The sequence below is a fragment of the Scandinavium goeteborgense genome, assembly GCF_003935895.2.
GTDB classification, from domain to species: Bacteria; Pseudomonadota; Gammaproteobacteria; order Enterobacterales; family Enterobacteriaceae; genus Scandinavium; species Scandinavium goeteborgense.
Genome location: NZ_CP054058.1, coordinates 1,408,955 through 1,429,355, shown reverse-complemented (window position 1 = coordinate 1,429,355; position 20,401 = coordinate 1,408,955). Strand labels below are relative to the sequence as shown.

The 20,401-nt window shown below is 55.3% G+C and carries 17 protein-coding genes; 4 read left to right on the top strand and 13 right to left on the bottom strand.

The genetic code is table 11. The features are described from left to right. Positions 1-136 precede the first annotated feature (136 nt). From mglC to A8O29_RS07525, 7 genes are all read right to left on the bottom strand, one after another. Entirely contained in the window at positions 137-1,147 is a 1,011-nt protein-coding gene (mglC, locus tag A8O29_RS07555; RefSeq protein ID WP_110509419.1) for a galactose/methyl galactoside ABC transporter permease MglC, read from the bottom strand. Between the two features lie 15 nt (positions 1,148-1,162). After that, positions 1,163-2,683, bottom strand: coding sequence for a galactose/methyl galactoside ABC transporter ATP-binding protein MglA (gene mglA, locus A8O29_RS07550; protein ID WP_125354323.1), 1,521 nt, complete (start codon positions 2,681-2,683; stop codon positions 1,163-1,165). A 99-nt stretch (positions 2,684-2,782) separates the two neighbouring features. After that, positions 2,783-3,781: a galactose/glucose ABC transporter substrate-binding protein MglB gene (gene mglB, locus A8O29_RS07545; RefSeq protein WP_110509415.1), complete on the bottom strand. Its 999-nt coding sequence runs from the start codon at positions 3,779-3,781 to the stop codon at positions 2,783-2,785. Positions 3,782-4,064: 283 nt separating this feature from the next. Further along, on the bottom strand, positions 4,065-5,090 hold the full coding sequence (galS, locus tag A8O29_RS07540) for an HTH-type transcriptional regulator GalS (protein WP_110509413.1): 1,026 nt from the start codon (positions 5,088-5,090) through the stop codon (positions 4,065-4,067). A gap of 155 nt (positions 5,091-5,245) precedes the next feature. Beyond that, on the bottom strand, positions 5,246-6,403 hold the full coding sequence (gene yeiB / locus A8O29_RS07535) for a DUF418 domain-containing protein YeiB (protein ID WP_125354324.1): 1,158 nt from the start codon (positions 6,401-6,403) through the stop codon (positions 5,246-5,248). A gap of 20 nt (positions 6,404-6,423) precedes the next feature. After that, positions 6,424-7,089: a GTP cyclohydrolase I FolE gene (folE, locus tag A8O29_RS07530; protein WP_125354325.1), complete on the bottom strand. Its 666-nt coding sequence runs from the start codon at positions 7,087-7,089 to the stop codon at positions 6,424-6,426. 101 nt (positions 7,090-7,190) lie between these two features. Further along, positions 7,191-8,339: a YbfB/YjiJ family MFS transporter gene (locus A8O29_RS07525; protein ID WP_148098778.1), complete on the bottom strand. Its 1,149-nt coding sequence runs from the start codon at positions 8,337-8,339 to the stop codon at positions 7,191-7,193. A 138-nt stretch (positions 8,340-8,477) separates the two neighbouring features. Between A8O29_RS07525 and fghA the strand changes: the two genes are divergently transcribed. Next, positions 8,478-9,314, top strand: a complete 837-nt coding sequence (fghA, locus tag A8O29_RS07520) for an S-formylglutathione hydrolase (RefSeq protein ID WP_110509407.1) — start codon at positions 8,478-8,480, stop codon at positions 9,312-9,314. Positions 9,315-9,442: 128 nt separating this feature from the next. Here the strand turns inward: fghA and cirA are convergent, their stop codons facing one another. The 3 genes from cirA to yieE all read right to left on the bottom strand — a co-directional run bounded on the left by cirA (position 9,443) and on the right by yieE (position 14,123). Continuing rightward, positions 9,443-11,407, bottom strand: coding sequence for a catecholate siderophore receptor CirA (gene cirA / locus A8O29_RS07515; RefSeq protein ID WP_125354326.1), 1,965 nt, complete (start codon positions 11,405-11,407; stop codon positions 9,443-9,445). Between the two features lie 233 nt (positions 11,408-11,640). Further along, the gene (locus A8O29_RS07510; protein ID WP_125354327.1) at positions 11,641-13,110 is read right to left on the bottom strand and encodes an amino acid permease; all 1,470 of its coding nucleotides are present in this window, start codon (positions 13,108-13,110) and stop codon (positions 11,641-11,643) included. Between the two features lie 146 nt (positions 13,111-13,256). After that, on the bottom strand, positions 13,257-14,123 hold the full coding sequence (gene yieE, locus A8O29_RS07505; protein ID WP_110509399.1) for a DNA-binding transcriptional regulator YeiE: 867 nt from the start codon (positions 14,121-14,123) through the stop codon (positions 13,257-13,259). Between the two features lie 105 nt (positions 14,124-14,228). Here yieE and A8O29_RS07500 point away from each other — a divergent pair, with 105 nt between their 5' ends. Both A8O29_RS07500 and nfo read left to right on the top strand, forming a co-directional pair. Then, positions 14,229-15,278, top strand: coding sequence for a YeiH family protein (locus tag A8O29_RS07500; RefSeq protein WP_125354328.1), 1,050 nt, complete (start codon positions 14,229-14,231; stop codon positions 15,276-15,278). 83 nt (positions 15,279-15,361) lie between these two features. Then, positions 15,362-16,219 (top strand): deoxyribonuclease IV, encoded by an 858-nt coding sequence (gene nfo, locus A8O29_RS07495; protein ID WP_125354329.1) that lies wholly within the window; start codon positions 15,362-15,364, stop codon positions 16,217-16,219. A 45-nt stretch (positions 16,220-16,264) separates the two neighbouring features. Here nfo and fruA read toward each other — a convergent pair whose 3' ends face one another. Genes fruA through fruB form a run of 3 tightly spaced genes read right to left on the bottom strand, consistent with a single transcriptional unit; the run spans position 16,265 to position 20,035 of the window. Next, complete coding sequence (gene fruA / locus A8O29_RS07490) at positions 16,265-17,950, bottom strand: PTS fructose transporter subunit IIBC (RefSeq protein ID WP_125354330.1); 1,686 nt, start codon at positions 17,948-17,950, stop codon at positions 16,265-16,267. Positions 17,951-17,966: 16 nt separating this feature from the next. Beyond that, a complete protein-coding gene (gene fruK, locus A8O29_RS07485) occupies positions 17,967-18,905 on the bottom strand; it encodes a 1-phosphofructokinase (protein ID WP_110509390.1) in 939 nt (312 codons plus the stop codon). Beyond that, on the bottom strand, positions 18,905-20,035 hold the full coding sequence (gene fruB, locus A8O29_RS07480) for a fused PTS fructose transporter subunit IIA/HPr protein (RefSeq protein WP_125354331.1): 1,131 nt from the start codon (positions 20,033-20,035) through the stop codon (positions 18,905-18,907). The genes fruK and fruB overlap by 1 nt, the downstream gene beginning before the upstream one ends. Before the next feature lie 81 nt (positions 20,036-20,116). Here fruB and A8O29_RS07475 point away from each other — a divergent pair, with 81 nt between their 5' ends. Next, a complete protein-coding gene (locus A8O29_RS07475; RefSeq protein WP_159464488.1) occupies positions 20,117-20,287 on the top strand; it encodes a hypothetical protein in 171 nt (56 codons plus the stop codon). Positions 20,288-20,401 lie beyond the last annotated feature (114 nt).

Below are 20,401 nucleotides of genomic sequence, written 5' to 3'. Positions count from 1 at the left end.
GGACGAATTTTGCCAAAGGTGAAATAACAACCGGAGTAATAATTTGTTTAAATTTACACGGACTCTTATCCCCCTGATGATAAACGAAAAAACCCGCCGTTCTCACGGCGGGTTTTTATCGCTGCTACACGAAAGATTACTTCTTACGGGCATACTTCAGTGAATCAAGGGCCACAGCGAAGATGATGATGCCGCCCTTGATAATATATTGCCAGTACGGGTTAACGCCGATATAGGTCAGACCGTAGTTGATGACGGTGAAGATGATAACACCGGTCACTACGCCGATAACCGTCCCGACGCCGCCGCTGAATGACACCCCGCCGACCACGCAGGCGGCAATCGCATCCAGCTCATACATGAAGCCGAGGTTGTTGGTTGCCGAGCCGATACGGCCCGCTTCCAGCATCCCGCCGAAGGCGTAGAACACACCAGACAGCGCGTAAATCATCAGCAGGTTCAGCGCGACGTTAACGCCGGATACGCGTGCTGCGTCTGGGTTACCGCCGATGGCGAAAATGTTTTTACCAAAGCGGGTTTTGTTCCACAGCACCCAGACAAACAGCGTCGCAATTAACGCGTAGAAGGTGATGTACGAGAGACGGAATGTCCCGAGCGCGATAAACCCTTGGGTAAACGTCGAGAAGTGCGAGTCAAAGCCCGACACCGGCGACGCGCCGACGAAGTCGTAGTACAGGGAGTTAATCCCGTACACGATGATCATCGTACCCAACGTGGTGATAAACGGCGTCACATTCAGGTAAGCGATGATAATCCCGTTCACCAGGCCAATGACGGCCCCGATAGCGCAGACAATCAGCAGCACCACGGGAATCGGCAAGGTCGCCAAATCCGGGAATACCTTGTTGGCGTTATCCACAGACTGCAACAGCGTTGCCGCGATAACCGCCGCCAGACCAACCTGACGACCGGCAGAAAGGTCAGTACCCTGGGTTACAATCAACCCGGCAACACCGAGGGCGATAATAATACGGACAGATGACTGAGTCAGGATGTTACTTAAGTTCAGCAGACTTAAGAACGTGGGGTCCTGGAAAATAATGATGGCCAGTAATACCAAAAGAACAACGTAAATACCGCCTTCTTTCAGATAAGTGAGAAAGCTTTTTTTATTTAACGCACTCATGAGGAGCCCCTGATCTTAAAGGTGCAAAGACGCAAGACGTAAAATTTCGTTCTGCGTAGTCGTTTTAGTGTCAACAATGCCGGCAACCATACCATTACTCATTACCAGAATACGGTCAGTAATACCCAGCAGCTCAGGCATTTCAGAAGAGATGATAATTATCCCTTTCTCTTTTTTCGCAAGCTCCGCAATCAGCTGATAAATTTCAAACTTAGCGCCAACGTCAATTCCGCGCGTAGGTTCATCCAGCATTAAAATTTCCGGCTGCGTTAATAACCAGCGTCCAATAATAACCTTCTGCTGGTTACCACCGGAAAGCGAACCGATTTGCGTCCGGTGCCCAGGGGTTTTTACACGCATGGAGTCGATGACCCATTGGGTGTCGCTCTTCATGCGGGAATTATCCAGCAGGCCAATTTTGCCGCGGTAATTCTTGATATTGGAAATCAGTGAGTTAAAACCGATATCCAGGTACGCGTAAATCCCTGTCGAACGACGCTCTTCCGTCACCAGCGCGAAACCGTGGTTAATGGCTTCGTTCGCGCTATGGTTATTAATTTTCTTACCGTGCAGGGTAATCGTACCGCCTGACTTTTCGCGGATACCAAACAGCGTTTCCACGATGTCGGTACGCTTCGCCCCGACCAGACCCGCGATACCCAGGATTTCCCCTTTACGCAGATCAAAGGAAACGTCACGAATTGACGGCTGACGCAGCGACGTGAGGTTACGCACCTCAAGGATCGTTTCACCCGGCGTGTTGTATTTATCCGGGAAGCGCTGGTTCAGTGAACGGCCCACCATCATCGAGATGATCTTGTCCATGTCCAGCCCTTCCAGCGGCTGAGTGGTAATCCACTGTCCGTCACGCAGGATGGTAATTTCATCGCACAGCTGGAAAATTTCTTCCATTTTATGCGAGATATAAACAATACCGCAGCCACGCTCTTTCAGTTTACGGATAATCTTAAACAGATGATTGACTTCTTTTTCCGTTAAGGAAGACGTCGGTTCATCCATAATCACAATTTTGGCGTCATACGAAAACGCTTTAGCAATTTCGATCATCTGCATTTGCGATACAGATAAAGTTCCCACGCGCGCGTTAGGGTCAATATCAATATCCAGCTCATCGAATATCGCTTTGGTATCACGGTACATTTTGTCCTGGTCGACAAATACACCTTTGGTCGGATAGCGCCCCAACCACATATTATCCGTCACCGAGCGCTGGAGAACCAGGTTCAATTCCTGGTGCACCATCGAAACACCGTTTTCAAGTGCTTCTTTCGCGGAATGGAAGTCGATCTCTTTTCCCTGAAAAATAATGCTACCGGAATCTTTTTGGTAGATCCCAAACAAACATTTTAATAATGTCGATTTACCAGCGCCGTTCTCTCCCATTAATGCGTGAATGGAATGCGGACGCACTTTTAAATTAACATTATCGAGCGCTTTGACGCCGGGAAATGACTTGTTGATATTGCTCATTTCCAACAAGATTTCGCCTGACGATTCTGTTTTATTGCTGACCATAGTTAACCCTGGCTGCGCGAATGTTTTCCCGTGCTGACTATCCAGCACGGGAGATGTTTCATTGTTTCTAAAACTGGCGCGGCAAGCGCGCCCGAGATATTACTTACCGATGAACTGAGCCAGGTTGTCTTTATCGACGCCAACGTAAGGAACGCGAACCACTTTGTTCTCGATTTTCCAGTTGGTTCCTGCTGCGGCTTCTTTGCCATCAGCCAGGTTTTTCGCCAGATCAAAGGTGGCTTTCGCCTGGTTGTTTGCATCGTTCAGCACGGTACCGGCCATTGCACCGGATTTCACCAGCGCCAGGGCTTCTGGCAGCGCATCCACACCAAACACAGGAATGCTGGATTTGTTGTGTGCTTTCAGAGCTTCGACTGCGCCCATTGCCATCGCATCGTTGTTGGCGATAACCACTTCGATTTTGTTAGCGTTAGGACCGGACAGCCATGCGTCCATTTTGTCTTTAGCCTGAGCGGTATCCCACATTGCGGTATCCAGCTGCAACTGCTGGGTTTTCAGGCCCTTCTCGTTCAGCTCTTTGATAACGTAGGTGGTGCGCGCTTCGGCATCCGGGTGGCCCGGCTCGCCTTTCAGCAGCACGAACTGAACCTGACCATCTTTGTTCAGGTCCCAATTTGGGTTAGCCGCCCAGTGTTTAGCAATCAGGTCGCCCTGGATTACGCCAGACTCTTTAGAGTCAGTCCCGACGTAGAAGGCTTTGTCATAGCTGTCCAGCGCTTTGCGGGACGGCTCTTTGTTGAAGAACACCACCGGCACGTTCTGACCACGTGCTTTTTCGATGACGGTGCCTGCCGCAGCCGGGTCAACGAGGTTGATGGCCAGCGCTTTCACGCCTTTCGCCAGCAGGACGTCGATCTGGTCATTCTGTTTTGACTGGTCGTTCTGCGAGTCATTCATCAACAGCTGAACGTCTGGCGCTGATTTGCCGTCTTTCTCGATCGCTTTGCGCACCACAGACATGAAGTTATCGTCATATTTATAGATGGTTACGCCGATACGGGTATCAGCTGCATGAGCAGCGGCACCGAACAACATGCAAGACATCACAGCGGACAGGGTTAACACCTTCTTATTCATGGTATCTCCGGTTATTTTTATGCAGGGTAGCTTATGTCGGCAGGCACAACGTTAATGAATTGTTACTGACCGCCGAAGTAAAATTAATCCAAAAATCCTCTTCCGTGTTCGGTAACGCTCCAACGTGCGTTTAATTGATTGCTTAGCGCTTTATTGCACTACTAAAAGTGATCAATCACCGTTACATAGTGTTTCAGCCTTACAAACGCTGACATCATAGACAGGCGAATGTTAAGATACTGTGAATTTACTCACAAATTGAAAGCGGTTACATCACGGCACTTTATAAGTTAGTGATCGACCCCACAGATTGCTTCAATGCCACCGAATGACGACGCACTAAGGTCGGCATAAAACAGTGGGTTGCCAGAGGATCGAGCTTCCCCGCCGCGCCCATTAATGCCAGCTCCGTCGCCAGTTTTGCCATCGACACAATCGGGTATCGCACCGTCGTCAGTTGCGGATCGGTGTAACGGGCAATCGGAATATCATCGAAACCAATGAGTGACAGATGCTGTGGCACCGCAATGCCGTTATCCTTCAGCGTCGTCAGCGCCCCGGCCGCCATGTTGTCGTTGTAGGCAAACACCGCCGTCAGACCCTGATTGCGCCCCAACAGCTCGACCATCGCCGCTTCGCCACCCTGCAAATCCGGTGAGCCGGTGCCAATCCAGGACTCCGGCGCAACAATGCCCTGCTCGCTCATCGCGCGCAGCCAGCCTTCCTGACGCATCTGGTTATCTTCAATGCCATGACTCGAGGCCAAATAACCCACGCGGGTATGCCCTTGATTAAGTAGCATCCGCGTCGCCATCATGGCGCCGCTGACGTTATCCAGCCCGACGCAGCGATGTTCATAACCCGGCACAATGCGGTTAATCATTACCATGCCGGGAACGTGCTCGAGGAATTCGCTGATCTCTGCGTCGCTCAATGCTTTGGAATGCACAATTAACGCATTGCAGCGCTGGCGAATCAGCACCTCAATGGCGTTACGTTCCTTTTCCGCTTCGTGATAGCTGTTGCCGATCAGCACGTTTTTCTGAAACTGCTGAGCAACGGTATCGACAGCCTTGACCAGTGCCCCGAAAAACGCATCCGAGACGTCCATCACCACTACACCGATGGTATCGCTGACCTGGGTCGCTAATGCCTGCGCGTTGGCGTTGGGCCGATACCCCAGCTCCGAGACGGCTTTCATTACGATTTCCCGGGTTTCAGGACTGACAAGCGGGCTGTTATTCAGCACGCGGGAAATGGTCGCGACGGAAACACCCGCATGGCGGGCCACATCACGAATGGTGATCATAACCACCGTCCTGTTGAAAATGGCAGCAACTCACAGTCACCCCCTGTGTTGAGCAAGGTGGCTATTCTGGCAGCGAGTGGGCAAGGACTACGTGAAGAAGGTCACACTGATGGAAACGGTTACATCCGTTTTGTTAATGATTGTGATCCAGATCGTTATCTGGATGTTTTAGAAATGGATACCCCTGCAGCCCGTGCGGTCAACTGCCGCCACAGCCATTCCACCGGACCCTGACGGCGGTAGCGCAGCCAGATAACGGAGAACAGGATATTCACCAGCCAAATGGCTGGCACAAAGGCGAGCAGCGTCAACCGGTCGAATTTCATAAACAAATCAAACCGGTAGAACAGCGTGGTGCAGATAAGGGTTTGCAGCAGATAGTTGGACAGCGCCATACGCCCGACACAGGCAATCGCCCCCACCAGACGTGAAGAACAGATTTGTGGCCAGAAACCGTAGGCTAACGCGGCGTAACCGATGGTCTGAAACGGCGCACCCAGTTCGCGCGGAGCCTGTAACAAGAACGCACACCAGCGGTAAGACCAGTCAAAATGCCATTGTGCGATTGTCGCGGGCAGGTTTATCAGCACGCCAAAGGTTATCAGCAGCGCGCCCACCCGACGATAATGCAACAGGCTAAACTGGCCTTTCAGCCAGCCGCTGCGCATCAGTGACGCGCCCATCAGCATCATGCCTGCCAGCTGCCAGCCGTACTGCGCGCCGAGCGCCAGTAGATTATCCGACAGCATAGCCGTGCGATTACTGATAGCCTCCATGCCGCCTTGCAGCTTCCAGTACTGCTCGTATTGCAGGTTAGCGAGATCGGGCACCCACGAACGGTTCGGCGTATCGCCGGAGATAAGCCCCAGGAACACCAGCACCGCGATGCCAATCAGATACAGCACCACGCCGGTGTTAAACATCGATTTGGCACTTTGCGCTTCACGCACCATTCGCCAGCAAACCAGGCCCACCAGCGCATAGGCCAGCAGAATATCGCCGTCCCAGAGCAGCAGCCCGTGGGCGAAACCGAGTATGGCCAAAAGCGAAAGCCGCGCCTGGATCCAGCGTTTACCGCGAGGAAGCAGCAACTGCAGGCCAGCGCCAAACAGGAGAGCAAATAGCGTCAGGAATTTGACCTGCGCAAACAGGTCGAGAGCGGCCCACGTCCACGCATCGCGTTGAGTGATTTCGCCGTACCAGGCAGGATTGAGATACGCCGCCTTTGGCAAGCCAAAGGCAACGATATTAAGCAGCAGGATCCCAAGAATAGCGACGCCGCGAACAAAATCCAGCGTGACGTTTCGCTCCATTAAGTACCTGCTTTTAACAATTAATTATGGTGACGAACGGCGCGCAGAAACTCCTGGCGGGTGTTCTGGCTCGACTTAAACAGTCCACCGAGCGACGTGGTGGTCGTGGCGCTGGTCGCATCACGAATGCCACGCGCTTTCACGCAGTAATGCACGGCATCAATAGAAACTGCCACGTTATTGGTACCCAGCAGGGTCTGCAACGCGGTCAGGATTTGCTGTGTCAGACGCTCTTGCACCTGCGGTCGCTGGGCAAAGAACTGCACAATGCGGTTAATCTTCGACAGGCCAATCACCGACTCTTTCGGGATATAGGCCACGGTCGCTTTGCCGTCGATGGTGACAAAGTGATGTTCGCAGGTGCTGGTCAGGGTGATATCGCGCACGGTCACCATTTCATCAACCTTCATTTTATTCTCAATGACGGTGATTTTCGGGAAGTTAGCGTAATCGAGACCAGAGAAGATTTCGTCGACGTACATTTTAGCGATGCGGTGCGGCGTTTCCATCAGGCTGTCATCACTGAGATCGAGATTGAGCAGCTGCATAATTTCGGTCATATGACCGGCTATCAGACGCTTGCGTGATTCATTATCCATATCAACCGGGGGACGTAGCGGCGTTTCCAGACCACGCGCTAACAGCGCCTCATGAACCAGCGCAGCTTCTTTACTCAATGATGGCATTTTTGTTCTCCTGCAGGTGTGGCGACCTTTGCACTCTGAGGGCAAAGTGAGCACTCATTGTGCGTGAGGCCGCGCACAGAATCCAGTATTCACGGCGATAATTATTGAAAATTGCTTAACCTTTCATGCGGTGAACGCCAGACCAGCATCCCGCCGATTAAAAGCGCGATTGCAGCCACGCCGAGCGCAGGCTCCAGGCGCTGTGTCAGCCAGGTCGACAGCGCGGAGGTCATTGGTCCCACCAGCTGACCGACGGCGTAACCGGTGGTCAATAATCCGGCCATGTAACGGGTGTGCTGCGGGGCGAGTTCCCGCCCGTACAGCAAGGAAAGTTGTACCGCGCACAGGAAGCCGCCGCCCACCAGCAACGCGCCAATAACCAGGCCACTCATGCCCGGCACCAGCCAGGCGGCAAGCACGCCAACGCCCTGTAACCACAACACAATCGCCAGTCGCTGATAGCTGTGACCGACGCCGCGCAGCAAAATACTTAATCCGATGCCGACCACCGCCGCCGCGCCAAACACCGGCCACAGGAACTGGGCAAACAGGCTGCCGGGAAAACGCGCGGCGGCCATTTGCGATAAAAAGGTGGCGGGCAGAATATAGCCAAAGCCCGCCAGGCTGTAACTCCAGACCAGACGTTTCAGGCTTGCCGTCAAATGCAAAGGTTCAGGCTGACCGCCCGGACGATGGAAATCACCAGGACGCGGCAGCCAGCGAGAAATAAAGGCAATCAGCACCAGCGCCAGCACGCCGTAAAGCAGCCAGCCTGCGGCAGCGCTGAGCTGCTGCGCATGGACATACACCGCCAGCAGGCCACTCAGCGCAATGCCCGCCCCCGGCCCGGCAAACACCGCGGCGCTCAGGCCAGGGCGTCCGGCATGCGCCAGCCGTTCGTTGGTCCAGGCTGCGGTCAATACCATCGCCCAGCCGCTCATCGCGCCAATCACCAGTCGCAGCACGGCATGCAGCCAGGCGTTGTCGGCCCACGCGGAAAGAAACGTCAGCCCTACCGCGCCCAGGATCCCGGCGTATAACCGCCCTTCCACGCCGCGATGCGCGCGCATCGCATCCCAGGCACCCAGCAAATATCCCAGATAATTCATCGCGGCGACCAGCCCGGCGCTGGTCAGGGTAAGCTGTCCGTCAGCAATCATCAGCGGTACCTGAGGCGTGAAGGCAAAACGCCCAATCCCCATGGCGACCACCAGTATGACAAACCCACTCAGCGCGGTACGTAGCGCCATGTTAGTCTCGCATGTTAATGTAAAGTTATGTTTATGATGCAGCATGTAATGGCAATGCGGAAGCGAAAATTACTCATCGCTGCACATGATCTGTATGATGAAACAGAACATTTTCAATCACTCACCCGGGAGCCTTGCATGGAATTGCTCGAAGAGCATCGCTGTTTTGAGGGCTGGCAGCAACGCTGGCGGCACGACTCCAGCACGCTGAACTGCGCCATGACGTTCAGTATTTTTCTGCCACCACCACGCGATAACACGCCACCGCCGGTGCTGTACTGGCTGTCAGGCCTGACCTGCAACGACGAGAATTTCGCGACGAAAGCAGGCGCCCAGCGCGTTGCCGCCGAACTCGGTATCGTTCTGGTGATGCCAGACACCAGCCCACGCGGCGACAACGTTGCGAATGACGAAGGCTACGATCTCGGCCAGGGCGCCGGATTCTACCTCAACGCGACGCAGGCCCCGTGGGCCGCGCATTACCGTATGTACGATTATCTGCGCGACGAACTCCCCGCGCTGGTGCAGGCACAGTTCAACGTCGCCGAGCGCAGCGCGATTTCCGGTCATTCGATGGGCGGTCACGGGGCGTTGATTCTGGCGCTGAAAAACCCAGGCAAATACACCAGCGTTTCCGCCTTTGCGCCCATCGTTAACCCGACTCGCGTGCCGTGGGGTCAGAAGGCGTTTAGCGCCTATCTCGGCGAAGACAAATCCAGCTGGCAAGCGTGGGACAGCTGTGCGCTGATGTTAGCGAGTGACGCGGCGAGCGCCATTCCGACGTTAATCGATCAGGGCGATACCGATCAGTTCCTGGCAGATCAGCTGCAGCCAGCCGTGCTGGCCGAAGCCGCACGCCAGACCCAATGGCCACTGACGCTGCGCATTCAGTCCGGGTTCGACCACAGTTACTGGTTTATTGCGTCCTTTATAGAAGATCACCTGCGCTTTCACGCGCAGCATCTGCTGAAGTAACTCCTCAGCCTGTTGCCCGGCGGCGCTACGCTTGCCGGGCCTACAAGGAAAAAATCCAAGGCCGGGCAAACGCCAGCACGGGAAAAAACCGTAGGCCGGGCAAACGCAGTGCCGCCCGGCGATTCCCGTCAGAAGCGGTAATCCACCGCCATAAAGTAACGACGCCCGTCTTCGTTGTAGCTGTAATCGTCGCGACTGAGATCTTTATCGGTCAGGTTCAGCACGCCCGCACGCAGTTTGACGTTCTTCGTCGCCTGCCATGCACCGCCAGTGTTCCAGATAACATATCCGCCCGGTGTTGCGCCGTTTGTGGTCATGGCGCGTTTCTCGCCGCTGTAGTTCGCCTGCATATAGAAGGACCAATCCTGCGTCGCCTGCCAGTCCACCACGCCATTCGCCGTGTGGTACGGCAGCTCGGAAAGTGGTTTATTGCCACCGTTGCTCAGGTCACGACCGTCGTTGTAGGTGTAGTTCAGGGTGACTTTCCAGTCTTCCGCCAGCGGGAATTTCAGCTCGGTTTCCACGCCGCGAATACGCGCTTTGTTGACGTTGTAGTAGCGGAAAATCGGCTCGCCGTCGGCATTCAGGCCCACGTAGTTCGGGTAGTCTTTCGCCTGATCGACGTTAGCCGTACGGCTGATGCTGATGCGGTCATCGACGTCGTTCTGGAAAGTCGTGATGCTGCCCTGCACGCCTTCCAGCCAGCCTTCTTCCCCGGCGTAATAAATGCCGAGCTCGTAGCTTTCACTGGTTTCCGGTTTCAGGTCCGGGCTACCGACAATTTCACAGGCACCGCGGCAGGAACCGGTGGTCCAGTCCGGGCTGAGCTGCAGCAATGATGGCGCTTTGAAGGCATTTGCCCAGCCGCCTTTGACCGTCACGGTGTCGGTGGCGGTGTACACCAGATATGCACGCGGGCTCCAGTGGTCGCCGTAGGTTTCGTGGTCGTCCATACGCACGCCAGTGGTCAGCGCCAGCGGCTCGAAAATCCGCCATTCGTCTTCGATAAACAGCGCGTACTGGCTGGCAGAGGTGTTACCGCTGCCCTGCAAATTCACCGGGTCCTTGAGCTTATCGTGACGCCATTCGCCGCCCACTGTCAGCAGCTGGTTGATAGCGCCCAGCGGCAGCACATATTTGCCGTCAATCGAGTTACTTTCGGAAGTGATAACCCCGGCCGCTTCCGGGTTTTTGTTATCCACTTTTTCGCCATAAAACTTCAATTCACTGTTGCCCACGTCCCAACGGCCGTTGTGGCTTAAGGAGTAGTTTTGGCGTTCCAGGCGGTTTTTATCGAGGGAGTCAGAATCACGGTCCTGACGGTCGAAACCATATCCGGCGGTGAAATCGTGGTTGTCGTTCGGCGTCCAGGCAAATTCAACGTTGCCGTCACGGCTGGTGTAGCCTTCGATGCGAGGCGACTCACCGGTTTGGGAGGTAGATGATTCTTGCTGCTGGTCTTTTTCGCGTTTGGACAGATTGCCGTAGGCTTTCAGCCCCAGCACGCCGTCAATCAGCGGGCCGCTGGTAAAGAACTGCCCATTGTAGGTATCGCCGCGGTCGCGATGTTCCTGAATCGTGGTATCGGCGGTCAACGTACCGTGCCATTTCTGGCCGATTTTTTTGGTGATGATGTTCACCACCCCGCCTAAGGCATCGGAACCGTACAGCGACGACATCGGGCCACGCACCACTTCGATACGTTCGATGGCGTCTACCGGGATCCAGTTGAGGTCAAAATCGTTATGACGGAACACGGCGTTGCGCGAGTTAACGCGTTTGCCGTCGACCAGAATCAGGGTGTAGCTGCTGTCGAGCCCACGCAAACTGACGCCTTTGCGGTTATCCCCTTCATTGGTGAGCTGCACGCCCGGTACGTCCTGTAATACGTCTTTCAGATTCTGCACCGGACGGCGCTGAAGATCCTGCTGGGTAATCACGCTGATACTGGCCGGCGCATCTTTCACGCTCTGCTCCGTCGCGGAGGCTGTGACCACCAGGGTTTCACCGTCGTTTTCAGCCATTACGGGCATCGACAGCGCAAATGCGGATGCACACAACCCGCCCCGAACAAGAGGATTTAACCTGAACATTTCCTTTCTCCATGAGGTAAACAACAACAACCAAAAAAGTGCAGATGTGGCTGGTCACCCTGGTCCGTTGGTGTCCTCGGACAAGATGCGGGAGAGTGGCTTCATCCTGAAAGTGCGTAGATGATAAGAAGAATGATAACAATTATCAATTCAATTGTGAGGAATTATGTCTGGTGGGCATAGTACAGGGCAAAAAAAACCCTCCGACCGGAGGGTTTTCATTACGGAATCACTTACTGTTTGAAGCGTTCCGGGAAGGTCATTTCACTGTAGCTTACAAAGCGACTGCCCTTCGTGAGCTTATAGCCGAACCAGATAACCAGGAACAGCGGGATACCGATGTAGGTTGCCGCTACGCCGCCCCAGTCAATGGTATCTTTCAGGAAGGCTTCGTAGTTCTGGCCGAGCGTGATAATCAGACACAGGACGAACGCAAAGATGGGACCAATCGGGAAGAAGCCCGAACGGTACGGCAGATTGTTCAGGTCAAGTCCCTGCATCACGTAACCGCGACGGAAACGGTAATGGCTGATAGCAATCCCGAGCCAGGCGATAAACCCGGTCATCCCCGAGGTATTCAGCAGCCACAGGTAAACGGTCTGGTTGCCGAACATTGACGTCAGGAAGCACAGCCCCGCCACCACGGTAGTCGCATACAGTGCGTTACGCGGCACGCCGCCTCGGGAAAGCTTAGCGAAAATACGCGGCGCTTTGCCGTCACAGGCCAGGGTGTAAAGCATACGGGTCGACGCATACATCCCGGAGTTACCGGCAGACAGCACCGCCGTCAGGATAACCGCATTCATCACCGCCGCCGCAGACAGCAGGCCAGCATGCTGGAATACCAGCGTGAACGGGCTGACGGAAATGTCTTTCACGTCGTTACGCAGCAGGCTCGGATCGGTATAAGGAATGATCAGGCTGATAATCAGGATGGCGAACACATAGAACAGCAGGATACGCCAGAACACCTGACGCACTGCGCGCGGAATGTTCTTCTCTGGATCTTCGGATTCACCCGCCGCGATGCCGATAAGTTCGGTGCCCTGGAAGGAGAAGCCGACAATCATCGCCACGCCAATCATCGCCGCAAAGCCACCCGCAAACGGCGCATCGCCGGTCGTCCAGTTGCTCCAGCCCACCGGCTGTGCGCCTTTGAAGATGCCGAAAATCATCAGCACGCCAACACCGATAAAGATGATGACGGTGGTCACTTTAATCAGCGAGAACCAGTATTCCGCTTCACCGAAGCCTTTGACCGAGATCCAGTTCAGCAGGAACATAATGCCGAGGAACAGTGCGCTCCAGATCCAGCCCGGCGTGTCCGGGAACCAGTAATTCATGACCAGCTGTGAGGCGACAAGGTCGACGGCGATAGTGACCGCCCAGTTGTACCAGTAGTTCCAGCCCAGCGCGAAGCCGAAACCTTCTTCTACATAGTTCTGACCATAGGTCGCAAACGAGCCTGACACCGGCATAAACGCAGCCAGTTCGCCGAGGCTTGTCATCAGGAAGTACACCATCAGACCAATAAGGATGTATGAAAGCAGTGCGCCGCCGGGGCCCGCCTGCGAAATGGTTGCCCCTGAGGCAACAAACAACCCTGTACCGATTGAACCGCCAATAGCGATCATCGTCAGGTGACGCGCCTTCAGTTCGCGACGGAGCGCGGGCGCTTCTGTGGTTTTAGTTTCGGAAACCATAGGAAAATGCTGTCCTTCCAAAAAATGAGGCGCGATTGTAGCAGACGATCGGCGTTCCTTCCGGCACAAATGCGCACTTATAAGAGAGCTTCATGATGTAGCCCAAATTATAAGTAAAGCCCTTATATTGTCGTTCCGCCACACCTTCAAATATCGCAATAACGCAGGAAACGTTGCAGCGCATTTGAGAGGTGTTTTTGCCGGTGATGGATGCGCCAGAGCTTACGCGTCAGGCGCGGCAGCGGGACGGGAAGCTCAACCAGCGTGCCGCTGTCGAGCTGTTCGGCAATCACGCGTCGTGACAGACAGCTGATGCCCAGTCCGTGGCGCACCGCGTGCTTAATCGCTTCGGAGTTGCCCAGCTCCATGCCGAGATGAAATTCCGGCAGATGGGAAAGCAGCAGGTAATCGACGATTTCACGCGTGCCGGAACCACGCTCGCGCAGGATCCACGGCGCTTCGGCCAGCCTCGCCAACGTCACCTCTCCGGTCAGCAGCGCTGAGCCCGGTGCGGCGAACACCACCAGCTCATCTTCCAGCCACGGTTCGGCAATGATTTCCGCGGCGTGACATGGCCCTTCGATAAGCCCGATATCCACACGGAAATCGCTGACGGCGGTGATCACGTCCTGGCTGTTGCCGACGCTGAGTTCCAGCGGCAGCGACGGGAAATCACGCCGATAGCGGGCAATGATTTCCGGCAGAATATAGTTGCCGATGGTACTGCTGGCGTAAACGCGGATCGCACCGTTATCTTCGCGAAACAGCTGCTCGATTTCGGTTGCCTGTTCCAGTGTCGCCAGCGCACGCGGGTACAGCAGGCGGCCATGTTCGTTCACCACCAGTCGTTTACCGACCCGATCAAACAGCTGCACGCCGAGCTGACCTTCCAGATCGGTCAACGCCGCACTGACCGCTGACTGCGACAACGACAGCATTTGAGAAGCCTGAGTTGTCGAACCGCTTTTCAACACTTCGGCAAACACTTCCAGCTGGCGTAAGGTGATGTGCATAGAAGACTCTTTCTTATCGGATATATAGATAGATTATAAAGATATAATCAATTTTATTTTTAAGCTAGCAACACGTAACCTTTAACCCAGATAAAGGAGAAGGTTATGACAACACTCACGCTTAACAAAGACCGACATTCACTCGGGCATTTTGTCCCGGGTCTGGCGCTCACCGCCTTGATTACCGGCGTTGCATTGTGGACTGGCAGCATTCCAGCGATTGCCGGTGCGGGCTTTAGCGCACTGACGATGGCTATTCTGCTCGGCATGGTCATCGGCAACACGGTTTACCCGAAAATCTGGCAGCGCTGCGACGGCGGGGTGTTGTTCGCCAAGCAGCATTTGCTGCGTCTGGGCATCATTCTGTATGGCTTCCGCCTGACGTTTTCGCAAATTGCTGACGTGGGTTTCAGCGGGATCGCCATCGACGTCCTGACGCTCACCAGCACCTTTTTGCTGGCATCGTTCCTCGGTCAGAAAGTGTTTGGCCTTGATAAACAGACCAGTTGGTTAATTGGCGCGGGCAGCAGTATCTGCGGCGCGGCGGCGGTGCTGGCGACAGAACCGGTACTGAAAGCCGAATCCAGCAAAGTCACCGTGGCGGTTGCGACGGTTGTAATTTTCGGGACCGTTGCCATTTTCCTCTACCCGGCGATGTACCCGGTGCTGGCCCACTGGTTCACCCCGGAAACCTACGGCATTTACATGGGTTCCACCATGCATGAGGTGGCGCAGGTTGTGGCGGCCGGACACGCCGTCAGCCCGGATGCTGAAAATGCCGCGGTGATTGCCAAAATGCTGCGCGTGATGATGCTGGCACCGTTCCTGATTATCCTGGCCGCTCGCGTTAAACAGCTGGCCCCTGCGGGCAACGGTGAGAAAAGCAAAATCACCATTCCGTGGTTTGCTGTCCTGTTCATCGTGGTGGCGATTTTCAACTCGTTCCACCTGTTACCGAAAGCGGTTGTGGACGTGCTGGTCACACTCGACACCGTGCTGTTGGCGATGGCGATGGCGGCTCTGGGCTTAACCACCCACGTCAGCGCGCTGAAAAAAGCAGGGGCGAAACCGCTGCTGATGGCACTGGTTCTGTTCGTCTGGCTGATCGTCGGCGGCGGCATGATTAACGTTGCAGTTCATGCCCTGATGGCATAAAGCACTGTATCCCTGTCCTGTTAACCCGCTATGATTAGCCTTTGCTATGCACTTCCTTTCGGCGGGTTTAACAGGAGTTTTTTATGAAATATATCGGAGCACATGTCAGCGCCTCCGGCGGTGTCGCCAATGCCGCGATTCGCGCTGCGGAACTTGAAGCCACTGCATTCGCCCTGTTCACCAAGAACCAGCGCCAGTGGCGTGCGGCCCCGCTGACCAGCGAGGTGATCGACGATTTCAAAGCCGCCTGCGAAAAATACCATTTCTCCCCGGCGCAAATCCTGCCGCACGACAGCTACCTGATTAACCTCGGCCATCCTGTCACCGATGCGCTGGAAAAATCCCGTGAAGCCTTTGTCGACGAACTTACTCGCTGCCAGCAATTAGGGCTGACGTTGCTGAACTTCCACCCGGGCAGCCACCTGATGCAAATCCCGGTCGATGACTGTCTGGCGCGCATTGCTGAGTCCATCAACATCGCGCTGGCACAAACCGAAGGCGTCACCGCGGTTATTGAAAACACCGCCGGTCAGGGCAGCAACCTGGGCTTTGAGTTTGAGCATCTGGCGGCCATCATCGACGGCGTGGAAGATAAATCTCGCGTCGGCGTGTGCATCGATACCTGCCATGCTTTTGCCGCAGGCTACGACTTACGCAGCGCTGAAGAGTGTGAAAAAACCTTCGCAGAATTCGAACGAATCGTTGGTTTTAAATACCTGCGCGGAATGCATCTGAACGACGCCAAGAGCGCTTTCGGCAGCCGCGTTGACCGCCATCACAGCCTCGGCGAAGGCAATATTGGCCACGACGCGTTCCGCTGGATTATGCAGGACGACCGTTTCGACGGCATCCCGATGGTGCTGGAAACCGTCAATCCGGATATCTGGGCCGAAGAAATCGCCTGGCTGAAAGCGCAGCAAAAACAAGAAGCTGCGGCGTAAACGCAAAAAGGGCCGACAATGTCGGCCCTTTTCTTTTAACTCACTTTATGCCGCTTTTGCCGCAACCTCAGCTTCCGGGCGTTTCAACACCGCGTAAGAGAGTCCCGCGACCAGCGTACCGACAACAATCGCCAGCAGATAACCCAGAACCGGGGTTATTGCGCCAGGGATCAGCAGGACGAACAGACCACCGTGCGGCGCCATCAGCTTCGCACCCACCGCCATCGACATGGCGCCAGTTACCGCGCCACCGATGATACAGCAAGGCAGAACGCGCATTGGGTCACGGGCCGCAAACGGAATCGCACCTTCGGTAATGAAGCACAAACCCAGCACCAGAGCAGCTTTGCCCCCTTCCTGCTGCGCTTTATCGAACTTACGACGTGCCACAATCGTTGCCAGACCGAGCGCCAGCGGTGGCACCATGCCCGCCGCCATAATCGCAGCCATCGGGGCGTAAGTTTGCGTACTCAGCAGCCCAACACCAAACGCGTATGCCGCTTTGTTCACAGGTCCACCCATATCGGTACACATCATCGCACCCAGGATGGCGCCGAGCAGAACCGCGTTCGCCGTACCCATGGTTTGCAGCCAGTGCGTCAGACCTGCGAGGATGCCAGAAACCGGTTTACCAATCAGGTAAATCATCGCCAGACCGACAATCAGGCTGGAAAACAGCGGGATTATCAGAATCGGTTTCAGCGCTTCCATGCTAGGCGGCAGCTTCACTTTGGTGCTGATCATTCTCGCGACGTAACCGGCAAGGAAACCAGCAATAATACCGCCGATAAAGCCTGCCCCGGTGCTGACTGCCAGCATACCGCCGATAAGACCTGGGGTAAGACCCGGACGGTCCGCGATGGAGAAAGCGATATAACCCGCTAATACCGGTACCATCAGCGCGAAGGCTGAACCGCCGCCGATTTGCATCAGCGCCGCCGCCAGCGTGCCTTCTTCTTTGAATGCGGTAATACCGAATGCGAAGGAGAGCGCGATACACAGACCGCCCGCTACTACCATCGGCAACATGTAAGATACACCGGTCAGCAAGTGGCTGTACGCCCCGCCGCCTTTCTTCTTACCTTCCTGAGACGACTGCACGTTGCCTGACGGCAGATACGGTTCGGCTTCAACAACCGCTTTGTCCAGTTCTTGCGCCGTTTTCTTCAGCGCCAGACCGGTGGACGTGCGGTACATCGGTTTACCGGCAAATTTCGCCAGGTCCACTTCGATATCAGCCGCGACGATAACCAGATCCGCTTCCGCCACTTCTTCAGGCGTAATCGCATTGCCCGCCCCAACGGAACCGCGGGTTTCAACTTTCACCCACCAGCCGCGTTTTTTGGCTTCGGTTTCAATCGCTTCTGCCGCCATAAAGGTGTGAGCCACCCCGGTCGGGCATGCTGTGACGGCCACGATGCGTTTCGCACCGCTTTTCGCTACTGGCGCAATCGCCGCAGGCGTCACGTACGGTGCTGCGTGAGATTTGGCTTCGCTCAGGAACAGCTCCGGGTGTGCCACCGCGCGATTCACATCGCCGAGGTAAACTTGTTTGCCGTTCAGCGCGCTGTCCGCAGGCAGTACAGAACCCAGCACAATCGCCAGTTCAGCGTCGTTCGGGTTGTCGATAATCTCTACATGGGCTTTTTGGGCCGCCGCGCTCAGCAGGGTTTTCGCCATATAGGTGCGCGCCTGTCCGAGTCCGGAATCGATAATCAGCAGCGTTTTCATTATGCCTCTCCTGCTGTCAATTGAAGGGTTGTAAGTCAACGCGCGCCATCATCGCGGCTAACTGGGTACGATCGGTAATCCCTACGTTACTCTGGCTGACGGCCAGTGCAGCAACGGCTGTCGCCAGGCGTAACGTATGTTCACTGGATTCGCGCATCAGAAGGCCGTAAATCAGGCCGCCCACCATCGAATCCCCGGCACCAACGGTGCTCACCACCTCAACGGACGGCGGTTTTGCAATCCACTCACCGGATGCGTTGACCCACAATGCGCCTTCGGCACCCAGTGAAATCACCACATGAGCAATACCTTGCTCGCGCAGAGCGTGCGCGGCTTCAATCACGTCTTTCATTTCTGGCAGTTTGCGACCGGCCCAGATTTCCAGCTCGCGACGGTTCGGTTTAACCAGCCACGGTGCCGCTTTCAGACCGGCTACCAACGCTTCACGGCTGCTGTCGAAAATGATGCACGGACACTGACTGCGCAGGCGCGTCATCCAGTCGGTGAAGGCTTCCGGGCTAACACCCGCCGGAAGACTTCCGCTGACGCATACCATGTCGAACTGGCCCAGCCAGCTCAGGGAATCATTCACGAAACGTTCCCAGTCGCCTGCCGTGACATCGAAACCGGAGAAGTTAAAGTCGGTCACTTCACCGTCTTTTTCCGTCAGTTTGACGTTGATACGGGTACGGCCCTGAACCACCTGAAAGCGGTTGGCAATACCGAGTTCGCTGAACAGCTGCTGGAAGCCATCCTGGTTGTCTTTACCCAGGAAGCCGCCGACGGTCACATCAATGCCGAGATCTTTCAGGACCTTCGCAACGTTAATGCCCTTACCCGCCGCATGCAGACCGGTGGTACGCACCAGGTTCACTTCGCCGCGTTCAACTTCCGGGGTAAACCCTACTAGATCGTAGGCCGGATTGAGGGTGATTGTGGCAACACGTCTGCTCATTACGCGCCCTCCCCAAGACCGGAAGCGATGGCTTCGCCGATGGAATTCAGTGCCAGCTGTGCATCATCCCCCTGGGCGGTAAAGCGCAGGCGATGGCCTTTCTTCACGCCAAGCGCCACGACTTTCATCAGGCTGCGACCGTTAGCCGGTTTTCCGCTACCGTCGAGGTTGGTGACGGTAATGTCACTGCTAAATTGTTTGATAGTGTTCACCAGCATGGTTCCTGGACGCGCATGGAGTCCGTGTTCATTGCGGATAACAAATTCCGCACTCAGTACATCTTCCGCCGGGGAATCGTCGCTGGTCAGCAGCGCTAACAGCGTTGCGGCATCAGCGTTCAGCAGACGTTCAGCTTTATTGTCGAGCAGCAGCGCGCTCAGACGGCTCAGCACCGCAGTGGGCTGTTCATCGGCCATGGCGACGGTCACCAGCAGCGCGGCGGCGTGCCCATCAACGGTAAACGGCGCTTTAGCCCGACTCACCGCAACGGCGCTTTTCAGGTTGCCTTCAGCACTATCGTTCAGCCAGATGCCCTGCCCCAGATTCAGCGGCTGGTCATTAATGACATGCGCGACAAACCCGGCATCCACGGCACCGGCCTCTTTCAGACGCGCAGCATTCAGCGCCTGCAACGTCACCAGGCTGCTCGCATCGACGTCCAGCGTGAGGGTGTCGTTATCGAGTTTCAGCGCATCGCTCTGTTTTTCGCCCATCAGCAGTGCGCGCAGCTCTTCCGCGGTGGTCGCGGTTTTCAGCTGTTCAGCCACTTCGTCATCGCTCAACACGTGCGTCAGCTGACGCAGCAGGCCGAGGTGTTCGTCGGAGCTGGCGGCGATGCCGATCGCGACATATGCGGTCTGCCCTTCGCCCCAGGTAACGCCCTGTGGGAACTGATAAACCTGAACGCCGGTCTTCAATACCTGGTCGCGGGTGTCGGTGGTGCCGTGAGGGATGGCGATACCGTTGCCAAGAAACGTGGAGGTCTGCTGCTCGCGAGCCAGCATTCCGTCGACGTAACCGTCCGCAGCGTTACCGGCGCTGACCAGAGCTGACGCTACCTGGCGAATCGCCTCTTCTTTATTCCCGGCCTGCTGACCGGGATGAATATCCTGAGCTGATAACTGGAACATGGTTCTCCTCTCTCGCTGAATTGAATCGTTTCAGCTAACTTGAGAAAAAATACGTCACCCTGCTTCCCGGAGGATGAAAAGATGACGCTGAAACGTTTCAATCAGTCTGTGTCAGCCCTGTGCATTGCGCAAGAAAAGTTTATTTTTGGATGTCAGAATTTAGAGCTACAGCACATTTTGTTATCATTTTCGCCACATTTGCTGAAGCTCTCCCGCTTCGTCAGCCGCTGCGTTCAGCACCGTCAGCCATGAGTGATTCTCATTATGAAATGCCATTTTGATTTTTTGTGCATTCGTCGACGCACCCTCTGTTTATTTTCTGACAGCCAGCGTAAACTTCGGCCTCTTCCTGTTTTTTGATAATCC